This window comes from Streptomyces sp. NBC_01267 (genome assembly GCF_036241575.1).
Taxonomy (GTDB): Bacteria; Actinomycetota; Actinomycetes; order Streptomycetales; family Streptomycetaceae; genus Streptomyces.
The window spans coordinates 5957955-5972353 of the sequence record NZ_CP108455.1 but is presented as its reverse complement, the minus strand read 5'-3'; the positions used below and the strand labels follow the sequence as shown (position 1 = coordinate 5972353).

General features: G+C 71.3%; 13 protein-coding genes. 6 read left to right on the top strand and 7 right to left on the bottom strand.

What is annotated here, in order from left to right; all coding sequences use genetic code 11:
* Positions 1-168 precede the first annotated feature (168 nt).
* The 4 genes from OG709_RS27310 to OG709_RS27300 all read left to right on the top strand — a co-directional run bounded on the left by OG709_RS27310 (position 169) and on the right by OG709_RS27300 (position 2897).
* Complete coding sequence (locus tag OG709_RS27310; protein WP_266640454.1) at positions 169-1767, top strand: FAD-dependent monooxygenase; 1599 nt, start codon at positions 169-171, stop codon at positions 1765-1767.
* A 32-nt stretch (positions 1768-1799) separates the two neighbouring features.
* Positions 1800-1886, top strand: a complete 87-nt coding sequence (locus tag OG709_RS36115) for a putative leader peptide (RefSeq protein ID WP_358477332.1) — start codon at positions 1800-1802, stop codon at positions 1884-1886.
* A gap of 76 nt (positions 1887-1962) precedes the next feature.
* Entirely contained in the window at positions 1963-2514 is a 552-nt protein-coding gene (locus tag OG709_RS27305; protein WP_329167920.1) for a cysteine dioxygenase, read from the top strand.
* Complete coding sequence (locus OG709_RS27300) at positions 2511-2897, top strand: rhodanese-like domain-containing protein (RefSeq protein WP_329167919.1); 387 nt, start codon at positions 2511-2513, stop codon at positions 2895-2897. The genes OG709_RS27305 and OG709_RS27300 overlap by 4 nt, the downstream gene beginning before the upstream one ends.
* 191 nt (positions 2898-3088) lie before the next feature.
* Here OG709_RS27300 and recX read toward each other — a convergent pair whose 3' ends face one another.
* From recX to OG709_RS27280, 4 genes are all read right to left on the bottom strand, one after another.
* The gene (gene recX, locus OG709_RS27295) at positions 3089-3697 is read right to left on the bottom strand and encodes a recombination regulator RecX (RefSeq protein ID WP_250304867.1); all 609 of its coding nucleotides are present in this window, start codon (positions 3695-3697) and stop codon (positions 3089-3091) included.
* A 3-nt stretch (positions 3698-3700) separates the two neighbouring features.
* Positions 3701-4831 (bottom strand): recombinase RecA, encoded by a 1131-nt coding sequence (recA, locus tag OG709_RS27290; RefSeq protein WP_329167918.1) that lies wholly within the window; start codon positions 4829-4831, stop codon positions 3701-3703.
* Between the two features lie 173 nt (positions 4832-5004).
* Positions 5005-6156, bottom strand: coding sequence for an AI-2E family transporter (locus OG709_RS27285; protein ID WP_284349590.1), 1152 nt, complete (start codon positions 6154-6156; stop codon positions 5005-5007).
* 203 nt (positions 6157-6359) lie between these two features.
* Complete coding sequence (locus OG709_RS27280) at positions 6360-6554, bottom strand: DUF3046 domain-containing protein (RefSeq protein WP_266640458.1); 195 nt, start codon at positions 6552-6554, stop codon at positions 6360-6362.
* 79 nt (positions 6555-6633) lie between these two features.
* Here OG709_RS27280 and OG709_RS27275 point away from each other — a divergent pair, with 79 nt between their 5' ends.
* Positions 6634-7548, top strand: coding sequence for a hypothetical protein (locus OG709_RS27275; RefSeq protein WP_326693883.1), 915 nt, complete (start codon positions 6634-6636; stop codon positions 7546-7548).
* Between the two features lie 63 nt (positions 7549-7611).
* Here the strand turns inward: OG709_RS27275 and OG709_RS27270 are convergent, their stop codons facing one another.
* Genes OG709_RS27270 through OG709_RS27260 form a run of 3 tightly spaced genes read right to left on the bottom strand, consistent with a single transcriptional unit; the run spans position 7612 to position 9687 of the window.
* Positions 7612-7917: an AzlD domain-containing protein gene (locus OG709_RS27270; protein ID WP_250304871.1), complete on the bottom strand. Its 306-nt coding sequence runs from the start codon at positions 7915-7917 to the stop codon at positions 7612-7614.
* Positions 7914-8819, bottom strand: a complete 906-nt coding sequence (locus OG709_RS27265; protein WP_329167915.1) for an AzlC family ABC transporter permease — start codon at positions 8817-8819, stop codon at positions 7914-7916. The genes OG709_RS27270 and OG709_RS27265 overlap by 4 nt, the downstream gene beginning before the upstream one ends.
* A 10-nt stretch (positions 8820-8829) precedes the next feature.
* Entirely contained in the window at positions 8830-9687 is an 858-nt protein-coding gene (locus OG709_RS27260; RefSeq protein ID WP_329167913.1) for an AraC family transcriptional regulator, read from the bottom strand.
* A gap of 58 nt (positions 9688-9745) precedes the next feature.
* Here OG709_RS27260 and OG709_RS27255 point away from each other — a divergent pair, with 58 nt between their 5' ends.
* Complete coding sequence (locus tag OG709_RS27255; protein WP_266640460.1) at positions 9746-14371, top strand: ATP-dependent helicase; 4626 nt, start codon at positions 9746-9748, stop codon at positions 14369-14371.
* The last annotated feature ends 28 nt before the right edge of the window (positions 14372-14399 follow it).

Genomic DNA, 14399 nt, shown 5'->3' with positions numbered 1-14399 from the left:
GACCACCCGTTGGGCCGGACCGACCCCGTTCAGCAGGGCATACGGCCCCACCTGCCCTCCTCGTCACTTGACGCAAGCACGCGCAGTGGGTTGCATACGTTCTGTGATCGTGCACCGGGCTCAACCTGCCATCATTCACTTCTCCGTACGGGCGCGAGGAGCCGCATCGTGGACCCGGTGATCGTCGTCGGCGCGGGTCCCGTCGGGCTCGCGCTGGCCCTGGCACTCGCCGCGCAGGACGTCCCGTCCGTCGTACTCGACGAGGGTGCGGGCGAAGGCGAACCGCGCCCGGCCCGCACCGTCGTGCTGCGGCCCGACACCGTCGCGTTCATCGAGCGGGTCGGGGGTGCCGTCGCTCCCGACGAGGCTGCCCGTTGGGCCGCCTGGCGGTCCATCAGGCGCAATCAGCAGATGCAGCACGTCGACTTCGACGAGTTCGGGGCGGGCGAGCCCTCGCCGCTGCACCTTCCGCAGCACGCCCTCACCCGTGGGCTGCGGGCCGCGGTCGCCGAGCAGAAGCTCGTGGAGCTGGTTCACCGCAGCCGGGTCGACACGGTCGAACAGGACCGCAGCGGCATCACCGTGCACACCGACGACCCGCAGACCACGTGGTGGCGGGGCAGCTATCTGGTCGGGTGCGACGGCGCCCGGTCCACCGTCCGCAAGCTGCTCGACATCCGTTTCCCCGGCCGCACGGCGGTGGAGCGGCACGCGGTCGCCGCACTGCGCGCCGAACTGCCGTGGCCCGGCGAGGCACTTCTGCACCGGATGCCGCCGTGGCGCACCGGCGGCGAGGAAGTGACGGCCCGTCCGCTGCCGGACGATGTCTGGCGGATCGACTGGCTGCTGCCCCCACGCGCCGAACTGGTCACCCCCGAGGCACTGGTGGCCCGCGTACGGGCCGCCCTGGCGGGCTGGTGCGGTGAGACACCTCCGTACGAGCTGATCGACACCGGTGTGTACACGCTGCACCACCGGCTGGCCCGGTCCTGGCGGGTGGGCAGGGCGTTCCTCGCGGGGGACGCCGCGCATCTGCTCGGGGCGCTCGGCACCCAGGAGCTCGACGAGGGGCTGCGGGACGCCGACAACCTCGCCTGGAAACTTGCGCTGGCCTGGCATCACGGCGCTTCGGAGCTGCTGCTCGACAGCTACCAGGCCGAGCGCCGCACCCAGGTGGCCGCACGGCTGCGCGCCGCCGACCAGTCGCTGCCGATACTGCGTGGTGGCGGTGGGCTGCGAGCGTATCTGCCCGGTAGCGCCCGAGGCCACGACGCGCTTCTCGCGGACGGCCATCTGGGAAGTGGCGCGCTGGGCGCACCCCCGGTGTACGACCGCTCCCCCCTCGCACCCGCGCCCACCCCCTCCCGAACGGCCGTCGGCACCGAGGCCGGTGGGCCCGTCGCCGATGTACGGGTGACCGCGCCGGACGGCAACACCGTACGGCTGCGTGAGCGCCTCGGACACGGCCTGTTGGTGGTGCTGGTCGCCCCCGGTACGGGGGTGTGGGACCGTCGGCACTGGCTGACCGCAGGCGTGATGCCGCGCCTGGCCGCCGCGGTGACCGCGCTGCCGGTGAAGGGTGAACTCCTGGTGGCCGAGACGTACCCGGGGGCGTCGGCACACACCGTGCTGCTGGTACGTCCCGACGGCCATCTGGTGGCCGCCTTCAACGGGGTACGCCCCGCTGAACTCTACGCAGCCGCCGACGCGGTGCGCGGGGGCGGCGCCACAGCGGTACGGGAGGAGAGCACCGCAGACGTCAATTGACCGTCACTGGCGCACATGGTGTACTGCGGAGCGTGACCGACACCGATGTGCGCCTGTGGCGGAGGGTCCATATGGACCTCGTCCGCTATGCGGGCTGCATGTGTCGCCCGTCCTGCTGATTCGCCTCTCTCCCTCGTGCCCGCACCGCGCTGCAGCGCTGCCGCACGCCCTCGCGAACCATTCCGGACGGTCACCATGTCTCCCTCCGCGCCTCTTCCTGTCCCCACGCCCGCACGCCCCTCGGCACCCACTGCGGCACCCACTGCGGCCGAACTGCTCGACTTCGTACGCCGGACCGCCGCCGACTCCGGTCTCATCGCCTCGCTCCCCCTCGATCCGGAGGGCCGCAGCTGGATCCGGCTGGACGGACCCGGTGGGAGCGAGGCCTGGCTGATCGGCTGGCCGCCCGGTACCGGCACCGGCTGGCACGACCACGGCGGCTCGCAGGGTGCTTTTGCCACAGCTGCCGGCACGCTCACGGAGGACTCGCTGGCCGTACGACTGCCCACCGAAGGCTGGAAGACCCTGGAGCTGGCCGAAGGGGTCGACCGCACCCGGCAGTTGACGCCCGGCGACGGCCGGGCCTTCGGGGCACACCATGTGCACCAGGTGCTCAACGAGTCCACGGCCGAGCACGCGGTCTCGGTGCACGCCTACTATCCGCCGCTGCCGCTGATGCGTCGGTACAGCCGCAACGGTCCGCTGCTCCGTCTTGAGCAGGTGGAGCTGCCCGGGGAGTGGGAATGAGCGGGCCGGTCTCCATCGACGAGCTGCTGGAGAAGGTCCGGTCCGGTCTCGACCGGCTCGGACCGCAGGAGGCGCTGGACGCCGCGCGGGACGGGGCCCTGCTGGTGGACATCCGGTACGCGGAACTGCGCGAGCGGGACGGGCTGATCCCCGGGGCCCTGGTCGTCGAGCGCAACGAGCTGGAATGGCGGCTCGATCCGCAGGGCAGCCATCGGGCGGCGGAAGCCACCGGCCACGATCTGCGGGCCGTGGTGATCTGCAACGAGGGATACGCATCGTCCCTCGCCGCGGCATCCCTGCGACAGCTGGGACTGCACCGGGCGACGGATCTGATCGGCGGGTTCCAGGCCTGGCACGCGGCGGGACTCCCGGTCGACAACTGACCTCCCCGTGCACCGGCCGGTTACGTCGGCAGGTCGGCTACGGCTACGTCGGTCGGCCGGTTACGTCGGCAGGTCTGCTGCGTCGGTAGGTCGGGCCGGTCAGTGGTGTCGATCGGTCAGGCCCACCGGTCTTGGGACTCCCCCTTGTCCAGACCCCTTGTCCAGAACTCCCCTGTTCAGAACTTCCCTGCTCAGAACTCCCCGTGTTCCAGGTCCTCCACGTCCTCGCCCTCCTCCTCCAGCGCCCGCCGGACCACCCGCAGGGCCATTCCTTCCGGGTATCCCTTGCGGGCGAGCATGCCCGCGAGCCGACGCATCCGTTTGTCGCGGTCGAGGCCACGCGTCGAGCGGAGTCTGCGTCCGACCAGCTCGCGGGCCGTCTCCTCTTCCCGCTCGGAGTCGAGCTGTCCGACGGCCTCGTCGATGAGTGCCGAGTCCACCCCTTTGGTACGGAGCTCCCGCGCGAGCGCCCGTCGGGCCAGCCCTCGTCCATGGTGCCGCGACTCCACCCAGGCGTCGGCGAAAGCCGCGTCATTGATGAGTCCGACCTCCTCGAAGCGGGACAGCACCTCGTCGGAGACCTCGTCAGGGATGTCCCGCTTGTGCAGCGCATCGGCCAGCTGCTTACGGGTACGCGCGGTCCCGGTGAGCAGGCGCAGGCAGATCGCCCGCGCCTGCTCAGCCGGATCCTGGGGCTTCGACGCCTGCGGCTCCCGCTGCTGCCGCTGCCCCGTCGGTGGCCCTTGCGCGTCCCTGACCTCGGAGTCCGTGGCCCCCGGCCATTCGGTTCTCCGGACCATGAGCTAGCTCTTGGCCGCGGCGGTCTTGGCCGTCTTGGCCTTGCCGCCGGCCGGAGCCGGAACCGTCTTCCCGGTCTCGTCGCCCGCCGGGGCACCCGCGGCGTCCGCAGAAGCCGACTCGGCCGCCACGTCCTCCGGCCTGACACCGACGCCCAGCTTCTCCAGGATCTTCTTCTCGATCTCATTGGCGAGATCGGGGTTGTCCTTCAGGAAGTTACGGGCGTTCTCCTTGCCCTGGCCGAGCTGATCGCCCTCGTACGTGTACCAGGCGCCCGCCTTGCGGACGAAGCCGTTCTCCACGCCCATGTCGATCAGGCCGCCCTCGCGGCTGATGCCCTGGCCGTAGAGGATGTCGAACTCGGCCTGCTTGAAGGGCGGCGCGACCTTGTTCTTGACGACCTTCACACGGGTGCGGTTACCGACCGCGTCGGTGCCGTCCTTCAGCGTCTCGATCCGACGGATGTCGAGACGCACCGAGGCGTAGAACTTCAGCGCCCGGCCACCGGTCGTGGTCTCCGGGGAGCCGAACATCACACCGATCTTCTCGCGGAGCTGGTTGATGAAGATCGCGGTGGTCTTGGACTGGTTCAGCGCACTGGTGATCTTACGGAGCGCCTGGCTCATCAGCCGGGCCTGCAGACCCACGTGCGAGTCGCCCATCTCACCCTCGATCTCCGCACGGGGCACCAGGGCCGCGACGGAGTCGATGACGATCAGGTCCAGCGCACCGGAGCGGATCAGCATGTCCACGATCTCCAGCGCCTGCTCGCCGTTGTCCGGCTGGGACAGGATGAGGTTGTCGATGTCGACGCCGAGCTTCTTCGCGTACTCGGGGTCGAGGGCGTGTTCGGCGTCGATGAAGGCCACCTGACCGCCGAGCCGCTGCGCATTGGCCACCGCGTGCAGCGTCAGGGTCGTCTTGCCGGAGGACTCCGGGCCGTACACCTCGACCACACGGCCGCGCGGCAGTCCGCCGACGCCGAGAGCGACATCGAGGGCGGTCGATCCGGTGGGGATGACCTCGATGGGTTCGTTCGGCCGCTCGCCGAGGCGCATCACCGCGCCCTTGCCGAATTGCCGTTCAATCTGTGCGAGAGCGGCGTCCAACGCCTTCTCGCGGTCGTTACCTGCCATGGGTTCCACCCGATTTGCTTGTGTCGATCGCTTCACGTCACAGACGCTAACCCCTGCCACTGACAATGGGCCCCGACGCCCGTCCGGCCTGTGGACAACTCATCCGAGCACCCGGGCCGAAATCCCATGAGAATGGATGTTCGATTTCGGTGTCAAGCGCACCACACGGCCGCTCAGACGCTGTCGTCGCCGCTGTTCCCCGGGGGTGGCACCCGTCCCGCGAAGACCGAATCACGCACCCGCGCGGGCATCGGGACAGCGTCCCTGAGCCGACGCCTGCCGTGGACGCGCGGGTCGTCCGTCACGTCGTACCGCCGCACATAGGCACCCAGGAACGCCTGGAGCGTCGCCACCGCCGGAATCGCGATCAGTGCTCCGACCGCGCCCAGCAGCGCGGTCCCCGCGATGACCGAGCCGAAGGCCACGGCCGGATGGATGTCGACGGCCTTCGCCGTGAGCTTCGGCTGGAGCAGATAATTCTCGAACTGCTGGTAGACCACCACGAAGACCAGCACCCACAGCGCGTACCAGGGGTTGACCGTAAAGGCGAGCAGCATGGGCAGAGCGCCCGCCAGATACGTGCCGATGGTCGGGATGAACTGGGAGATCAGTCCGACCCACAGCGCCAGCGCGGGGGCGTACGGCACGCCCAGCGCGACCAGCAGGACGTAGTGGGCGACCCCGGAGACCAGGGCCATCACGCCGCGCGAGTAGAGGTAGCCGCCGGTCTTGTCGACAGCGATCTCCCAGGCCCGCAACACCTCGGCCTGCTTCGACGGCGGCAGCACGGAGCACAGCGCGCGCCGCAGCCGCGGTCCGTCGGCCGCGAGGTAGAAGGCGAACAGGAAGATCGTCAGCAGCCGGAAGAGGCCGCCCAGCACGGTGGTCGAGACATCGAGCACACCGCTCGCACTGTTCTGGACGTACTTCTGCAGCCAGTCCGAGTGGAGCAGGCTGTCCTGGACCTGGACCCGTGACAGTTCGGTGTGGAAGCTGTGGTTGATCCAGTTGATCACCGAGTCGAGGTACTTGGGGAACTCCTCGACCATGTCCACGATCTGTCCGGCCAGCATCGAGCCGAGCAGGAAGATGAACCCGGCCGAGGCGAGCGCCACTCCGAAGAAGACCAGAAAGGTGGCGAGGCCGCGCCGCATACCGCGCGCCGCCATCCGCCCCACGGCCGGTTCGACCGCGAGCGCCAGGAAGAACGCGATGAGGATATTGGTGAGCAGCCCGATGAGCTGGTAGAAGGCCCAGCTGCCCAGTTGGAAGCAGGCGACGAGCGCGAGCGCGAGCACCATCGCCTTGGGCAGCCAGCGGGGCATCTGCGCCGCACGCGCCGGACCCGCCGCTGTCGTGCGGCCTGCGGACGGCGAAGTCCCGGGCGGAGTCGCTTCCCCGGTCGTCCGGTCCTCGGCGGTCTCGTCCGCGGTCATCTGGTCCTCGGCAGTCTCATCGGTCGGTGCCACGGGCCCAGTCTCGCCTACCCGCGCGGCACCCGGCCGCCCGCCCTCCTGGTCGGCGGCCCTCAGCGTTTGTCCTCGGGAATCCCGGCCGCCGTGCAGACACCCCGCCAGACGTCCTTCGTCTCCCAGCCCGCGGCCAGTGCCTCGTGCACCGTACGTCCGCCGAGCTCTGCCATCACATGGTCCCGGGCGAACGAATCGGCGTACCCCTCGCCGAAGTGTTCCGCCATCCGTTCCCAGAAAATCGTCAACCGCATGAGTTCAGTATCCAGCCCCTGGGAGTGCAGCCCTGCCCGTCGCCCTTGTCCTGGGCGCTTCGCGCTCTACCGTCGGAACATGGCTGGAACCGGAGCATCTTCTCTCGCACGCGCCGAGCACTTCATCTGGCTGACGGCCCGGGTGCTCGAACAGCGGCGGTTCGCGTACCACTTCCTCGACGGGCGGGCCGACGCCGTCGACGCCGCTCTCGCCGCCTATCTCAACGAGGACGGCGGCTTCGGCCACGCCCTCGAACCCGATCTCCGCGGCCCGGTCAGCCAGCCGCTGCACACCGCGCACGCGCTGCACGTGCTCGACTCCGTGGGGCGCTGCGGGGGTATGCGCGTGGAGCGGGTCTGCCGTTATCTGACCGAGGTGTCCACCAGGGACGGTGCGCTGCCCGCGGTCCACCCTTCCCAGCGCGGTTATCCGTGCGCGCCCTTCATCCCGGTCGTCGACGACCCGCCGAGCGAGCTCCTCGCGACCGGCCCCGTGGTGGGGCTGCTGCACCGCAACGAGGTGTGGCACGCCTGGCTCTTCCGGGCGACCGACTTCTGCTGGACGGCGGTCGACGCCCTGGAGAGTTCCCATCCATACGAGATCCAGGCCGCGGTCGCCTTCCTGGACGGTGTCCCCGACCGGTCACGGGCCGAGGCCGCCGCCGACCGGCTGGGCAGGCAGGTACGGGAGCAGCGGCTGGCCGTGCTGGACCCGCAGGACCGTGCGTCGTACCCGGTAGCCCCGGGGTACGCACCCGGCGAGCAGCACTTCCCGCACGACTACGCGCGCGTGCCGGGCTCGCTCGCGCGTGGCTGGTTCACGGACGACGAGATGAGCCGCTCCCTGGACCACCTCGCGGACGAACAGCGGCAGGACGGCGGCTGGCCGGTCAACTGGCGCTCCTGGGCGCCGGGGACGCAGTTCGAAGCGCGGCCGATGGTGACGATCCAGGCGCTGCTGACGCTACGGGCCCACGGACGCGCCGTCGTCTGACACATCACGCGGCGGGAGGGTGCCCGCCGGTCACGGGCCGATCAGCCGCTTCGCCGCTGCGGCTCAGCCGAGGGCCCGGACACCTCCGGCCACCACCACGGCCGCCGTGACGACCACCAGGAAAGGGGCTCGCAGCACCAGAGCGAGCGCCGCTGCCGCGACCCCGGCCGCCCGCGCGTCGAGAACGATCTGCTGCCCGTCACCGAAGGTCTGCTGAGCGGTGAGCGCGGCCAGCAACGCGACCGGCAGCAGCGCCGACAGCTTCTTGACGAGCGGACGTTCAAGGGCCCCCGCAGGGACCATCAGTCCGAGCAGCTTGACGAGGTAGCAGCCGACGGCTGTCGCCCCGATGGCGATCCAGACGTTCACCGGTCCTCCTTCTCGGCCGTACGGTTCTCGGCCGTACGGTTCTCGGTCACAGCGCGTTCCGTCGCAGGGTTCTCCGTCGCACGGCTCTGTGCCGCCGGGCTCTGTGCCACAGGGCTCTCTGCCAGGGGGTTCTCTGCCAGGGGGTTCTCTGCCACGGGGTCGCCGACCGTGGAGTTCCTGGCGGCGCCACGGCCTGCGCGCCCCTTGAGGAACAGCACGAGCGGCGCCGAGAGCGCCGCGACCAGCACGGGCACCCCGCCGGGCAGCAGCGGCAGCAGTCCCAGCCCCAGGACGACGGCGAGCCCGGCGACCGCGCGCTCCGTCGTGGTCCGCAGCATCGGCGCGAGCAGCGCCAGGAAGACCGCGGGCCCCGCGGCGTCGAGCCCCCACGCGTCGGTGTCGCCGAGCGCCTCCGCGCCCAGCGCGCCGAGCAGCGTGGTGATGTTCCACAGCACGTAAAGCGTCAGGCCCGTGGCGGTGAACCCGATGCGGGCGGCCCGCCGGGTGGGCTGGATAAGGGTGACAGCCGTCGTCTCGTCGATCACCCAGTGAGCGGCGAAGGGACGTACGGCTCGCGGCAGGGCGAGCAGCTGGGACAGCCGCAGTCCGTAGAACGTGTTGCGGACGCCGAGGAAGAAGGCGCCGGCCGCGGCGGTGAACGGGCTGCCGCCCGCCGCCAGCGCGCCGACCAGTGCGAACTGCGAGGCCCCGGTGAACACCAGCAGGCTGAGTACACAGGTCTGCAGCATGCTGAGCCCGGAGCCCGCCGAGGTCACGCCGAAGGCGAAGCCGGAGAGTCCGACGGCGACGCCGACGCCGAGCGCGTCCCTGATGACGGCCGAGTCCGGTTTGGGTTCCGGAACTGCGCCGGTTTCGGTGAGTGCTGTCTGTTCTGCTGCCACATCGGTGACGCTACGAGAGCCATGCCTGACCGGTCTTGTACGTTCTTGCACGACCTCGCTGGTACGAACCCGGCGGGACCCCCACGATCCGGGTGAAGTGCCGGTTCAGATGCGGCTGGTCGGTGAAGCCGACGGCGACAGCCACCTCCGCGGGTGGCGTACCCGCCTCCAGCAGGTGCCGGGCGCGCCGTACCCGCGCGTCGGTGAGCCAGGTGTGCGGTGGCATGCCGTACGCGTCCCTGAAGGCGCGCAGCAGGGCGAACGGACTGGTGCCGAGGTCGCCGGCGAGCCGCTCCAGGGACGGCGGGCGCACCATCCGCTCCTCCAGCACGGCACGCGCGCGGGCCGCGTCGACCGCTCCGGCCGTGAGCGGCGGACGCTCCGGGAGGCGGCCTCCGTGCGTACGCAGCAGTCGCGCCACGGCGAGCCTCAGCAGGCTGTCGGCGGCCAGCGCGTTGCCCTGTTCGGCGGCCCGGTGCACCCCGACGACGAGCCGTGCGGCATCCGGGACGTCCACGACCGGCGAGGTGAAGCCGACCGGGCCGCTCAGTGTGCTGATGTCCACCGCGACCTCGGCGACGAGCCCGGACGCCGGGTAGAGCGTGCGATACGTCCACCCTTCGGGCACCCCCGCATAGCCGGTGTGCGGGGTGTCGGGATTCACCAGTGCGAGCTGACCGGCGCCCGCCCTGACGAGCTCGTTCCCGTGGTGGAACGCCTCGACGCCGTGGGTGATCGCGGCGATGACGAACGTCTCGTGCGTGTGCCGGGCGAAGCTCTTCCGGATGTAGCGGGCATGCAGCAGATCGACACCGGGCAGCTCGTCGAGCTGCCAGTGCCGTGCCCGCTCCTCGGCGCCCGGACCCATGCATCCATTGTTTCCGCTGGTCCGGGCAGTTGTCAGTGGCGGGGTGCACGATGGGGACATGGTGAGGTCAGCGCTCGACTCCTTCTCCCCCGCGACCCGCGGCTGGTTCACGGGGGCTTTCTCGGCGCCCACAGCCGCCCAGGACGGTGCGTGGCGGGCCATCGGAGCGGGCTCCGACGTGCTGGTGGTGGCCCCGACCGGGTCCGGCAAGACCCTCGCGGCGTTCCTCGCCGCCCTCGACCAGCTGGCTTCCGCACCGCCGCCCGCCGACGCCAGGAAGCGCTGCCGGGTGTTGTACGTGTCACCGCTCAAGGCACTCGCCGTCGACGTCGAGCGCAATCTCCGCAGCCCGCTCACCGGCATCCGCCAGGAATCCGTCCGGCTGGGACTGCCGGAGCCTGATCTGCGGGTCGCCATCCGCTCGGGCGACACCCCGGCCGCCGAGCGGCGTTCCCTCGCGACGCGGCCCCCGGACATCCTGATCACCACACCCGAGTCCCTGTTCCTGATGCTCACCTCCTCGGCGCGCGAGGCCCTGACCGGCATCGAGACGGTGATCCTCGACGAGGTGCACGCCGTGGCCGGCACCAAGCGGGGTGCGCACCTCGCGGTGTCGCTGGAGCGCCTCGACGAACTGCTGCCCCGCCCGGCCCGCCGCATCGGCCTTTCCGCGACGGTCCGGCCGGTGGACGAAATCGCGCGCTATCTGTCACCGCAGCGCAAGGCGGAGATCGTACAGCCGCCCTCGGGCAAGGAGTTCGACCTCTCGGTGGTCGTCCCCGTCGAGGATCTGGGCGAGCTGGGCGGCTCCCCGGCATCGGACAGCGACCCGGACCGAGCGGAGAAGCCCTCGATCTGGCCCCATGTCGAGGAGCGCATCGCCGATCTGGTGCAGTCCCACCGGTCGACGATCGTGTTCGCCAACTCCCGCCGTCTCGCCGAGCGCCTCTGCAACCGGCTGAACGAGATCGCCTACGAGCGAGCCACCGGAGAGGTCCTGCCGGAGGCCCACTCCCCCGCCGAGATCATGGCCGAGTCGGGCGCGGCCAAAGGGGCCCCACCGCTGCTCGCCCGTGCCCACCACGGCTCGGTGTCGAAGGAACAGCGCGCCCAGGTCGAGGAGGACCTGAAGGCGGGGCGGCTGCCCGCTGTCGTGGCCACCTCCAGCCTTGAGCTGGGCATCGACATGGGCGCGGTCGATCTGGTCGTCCAGGTCGAGTCACCGCCGTCGGTGGCCTCCGGACTCCAGCGTGTCGGCCGTGCCGGGCACCAGGTGGGTGCCGTGTCCACCGGTGTCGTCTTCCCCAAGTACCGGGGCGACCTGGTACAGGCAGCCGTGGTGACCGAGCGGATGCGGACCGGCTCGATCGAATCGCTGCGGATCCCGTCCAACCCCTTGGACGTACTGGCGCAGCAACTGGTCGCCATGGTGGCCCTCGACAGCTGGCAGGCCGACGACCTGCTGGCGGTGGTGCGCCGTGCGGCGCCGTTCGCCGCGCTCCCCGAGTCCGCCTTCACCGCGGTCCTCGACATGCTCGCCGGGCGCTATCCGTCCGACGCGTTCGCGGAGCTGCGCCCCCGCGTGGTCTGGGACCGTATCGCCGGCACGGTCACCGGCCGCCCCGGGGCGCAGCGCCTCGCGGTCACCTCCGGCGGCACCATCCCCGACCGTGGTCTCTTCGGGGTCTTCCTCGCCGGAGCCGACCCCAAGAAGGGCGGCGGGCGGGTCGGCGAGCTGGACGAGGAGATGGTCTACGAATCCCGGATCGGCGATGTCTTCACCCTCGGCACCACCTCCTGGCGCATCGAGGACATCACGCGCGACCGGGTCCTGGTCACACCCGCGCCCGGAGTGCCCGGCCGGCTGCCGTTCTGGAAGGGCGACCAGCTGGGCCGCCCGCTGGAACTGGGCCGCGCGGTCGGTGCGTTCCTCCGTGAGGTCGGCAGCCTCGCCCCGGACGATGCCCGGCAGCGGCTCCACGCAGCGGGGCTCGACGCCTGGGCCGCCGACAACGTCGTGTCCTACCTCGACGAGCAGCGCCGTGCCTGCGGCCATGTCCCCGACGACCGCACGATCGTCGTCGAGCGTTTCCGCGACGAACTGGGCGACTGGCGGGTCGTCGTCCACTCCCCCTTCGGCGCCCAGGTGCACGCCCCGTGGGCGCTGGCACTCGGCGCCAGACTCTCCGAGCGGTACGGCATGGACGCCCAGGTCATGCACGCCGACGACGGTATCGTGCTGCGGCTGCCCGACGCGGAGCTGATGGGTCTCGACCTGCTGGACAGCGACCCCGCCGCACAGGGCACCGAGTACGACACCGAACAGGCCCCCCTCGGTGCGGCCGATGTCGCGTTCGACAAGGGCGAGATCCAGCAGATCGTCACCGATCAGGTCGGCAGTTCCGCCCTCTTCGCCTCCCGGTTCCGCGAATGCGCCGCGCGGGCCCTGTTGCTCCCGCGCCGCAGTCCGGGCAAGCGGACCCCGCTGTGGCAGCAGCGTCAGCGCGCCTCCCAGCTTCTTCAAGTGGCAAGCGAATTCGGTTCGTTCCCGATCGTTCTCGAAGCCGTCCGCGAATGCCTCCAGGACGTCTTCGACGTTCCGGGGCTCGTGGAGCTGATGGGCGACATCGAGTCCCGCCGCGTGCGGCTCGTCGAGGTCACCACCACCGAGGCGTCACCGTTCGCCCGGTCGCTGCTCTTCGGCTACGTCGCCCAGTTCCTCTACGAGGGCGACTCGCCTCTCGCCGAACGCCGTGCCGCGGCCCTCTCGCTCGACTCCCGTCTCCTCGCCGAGCTGCTGGGCCAGGCCGAGCTGCGCGAGCTGCTGGACGCCGACGTGCTGGACGAGTTGGAGAGCGAACTCCAATGGCTGACGGAGGACCGGCGCATCAAGGACGCCGAAGGTGTCGCCGACCGACTGCGGCTGCTCGGCCCGCTGACCGATGCCGAACTGGCCGCGCGCGGGGCGGAGTCCGGATGGGCGCCCTACCTCGCCGCCTCCCGCCGCGCCATCCGGGTCCGCATCGCGGGCACCGACCACTGGGCGGCGATCGAGGACGCGGGCCGGCTGCGGGACGCCCTCGGTACCGCGCTCCCGGTGGGTGTGCCCGAAGCATTCACCGAGCCCGTCAAGGATCCCCTCGGGGATCTGCTCTCCCGGTACGCCCGTACGCACGGTCCGTTCACGTCTTCCCGGGCCGCCTCACGTTTCGGCCTGGGCACGGCGGTCACCGACGGCGCTCTGCAGCGCCTCGCCGCGGCGGGCCGGGTCGTGCAGGGCGAGTTCCACCCGTCCGGAATCGGTCAGGAGTGGTGCGACGCCACCGTGCTGCGCAGGCTCCGCCGCCGCTCCCTGGCCGCCCTGCGGCAGGAGCTCGAACCGGTTCCGCCCGCGGCTCTCGCCTCCTTCCTCCCCCAGTGGCAGCACCTCGACGGCAGCAGCCTGCGCGGGATCGACGGTCTGGCGCGTGCCGTCGAGCAACTGCAAGGGGCCCCGGTCCCGGCCTCTGCCCTGGAGCGACTGATCCTCCCCTCGCGGGTCTCCGGGTACACCCCGACTCTCCTCGACGAACTCACCACCACCGGCGAGGTCGTCTGGGCCGGGGCCGGTGCGCTGCCCGGCAAGGACGGCTGGATCTCGCTCTTCCTCTCGGACAGCGCGCCCTTGCTCCTCCCGCCACCGCACCCCCTCGAACTGAGCGCGCTCCACGAATCCGTCCTCAAGGCGCTCGCCCCGGGCTACGGACTCTTCTTCCGCCAGATCGCCGACCAGATACGTGCCACCACCCACCCCGATGCCACCGACCCCCAACTCGCCGACGCCCTCTGGGACCTGGCCTGGTCAGGGCGGCTGACCAACGACACCCTGGCCCCCCTGCGCTCCCTGCTCGGCTCGGGCCGCACGGCGGGCTCCACGGCCCACCGCGCACGGCGCACGGTCCCCCGCGGGAGGTACGGCTCGCTCACCGCGGCTGCCCGCCCCGCCTCACGTACGGGTCCGCCCACCGTCGCGGGCCGCTGGTCCGTGCTGCCGGCAGCCGAACCCGACCCGACACTCCGCGCGCACGCCCTAGCCCGGACGCTCCTGGACCGGCATGGTGTCGTCACCCGCGGCGCGGTCGCCGCCGAGGGCGTCACGGGCGGGTTCTCCGCCGTCTACCGCGTCCTCTCCGCCTTCGAGGACAGCGGCCAGGCCCGCCGGGGGTACGTCGTCGAAGGCCTGGGCGCAGCCCAGTTCGCGATGGACGGTGCGGTCGACCGGCTGCGAGCGGCGTCGGCCGCGAGCGAGCGTACGGAACCAGGGCCCACGGGCCGGGCGCTGGTCCTCGCCGCCGCCGATCCGGCCAACGCGTACGGTGCGGCCCTGCCCTGGCCGGAATCACCGGGCGGTGCAGGCCACAAGCCCGGCCGTAAGGCGGGTGCGCTGGTCGTCCTGGTGGACGGCGAGCTGATCCTGTACATGGAGCGCGGTGGCAAGAGCCTCCTGGCCTGGGCCGCCGAGCCCGACGACCCCCGGCTGTCGGCCGCCGGTCAGGCACTGGCCGCGGCAGCCGGTTCCGGCACGCTCGGCACGGTGACGGTGGAGCGCACCAACGGCGCTTCCGCGCTCACCTCCGATCTGGGCCGGACCCTGGAGGCGGCCGGGTTCGTGGCCACCCCGAGGGGGCTGCGCCTGCGCGCCTGAAAGCGCTGAGCACCGCACGTCACGACAG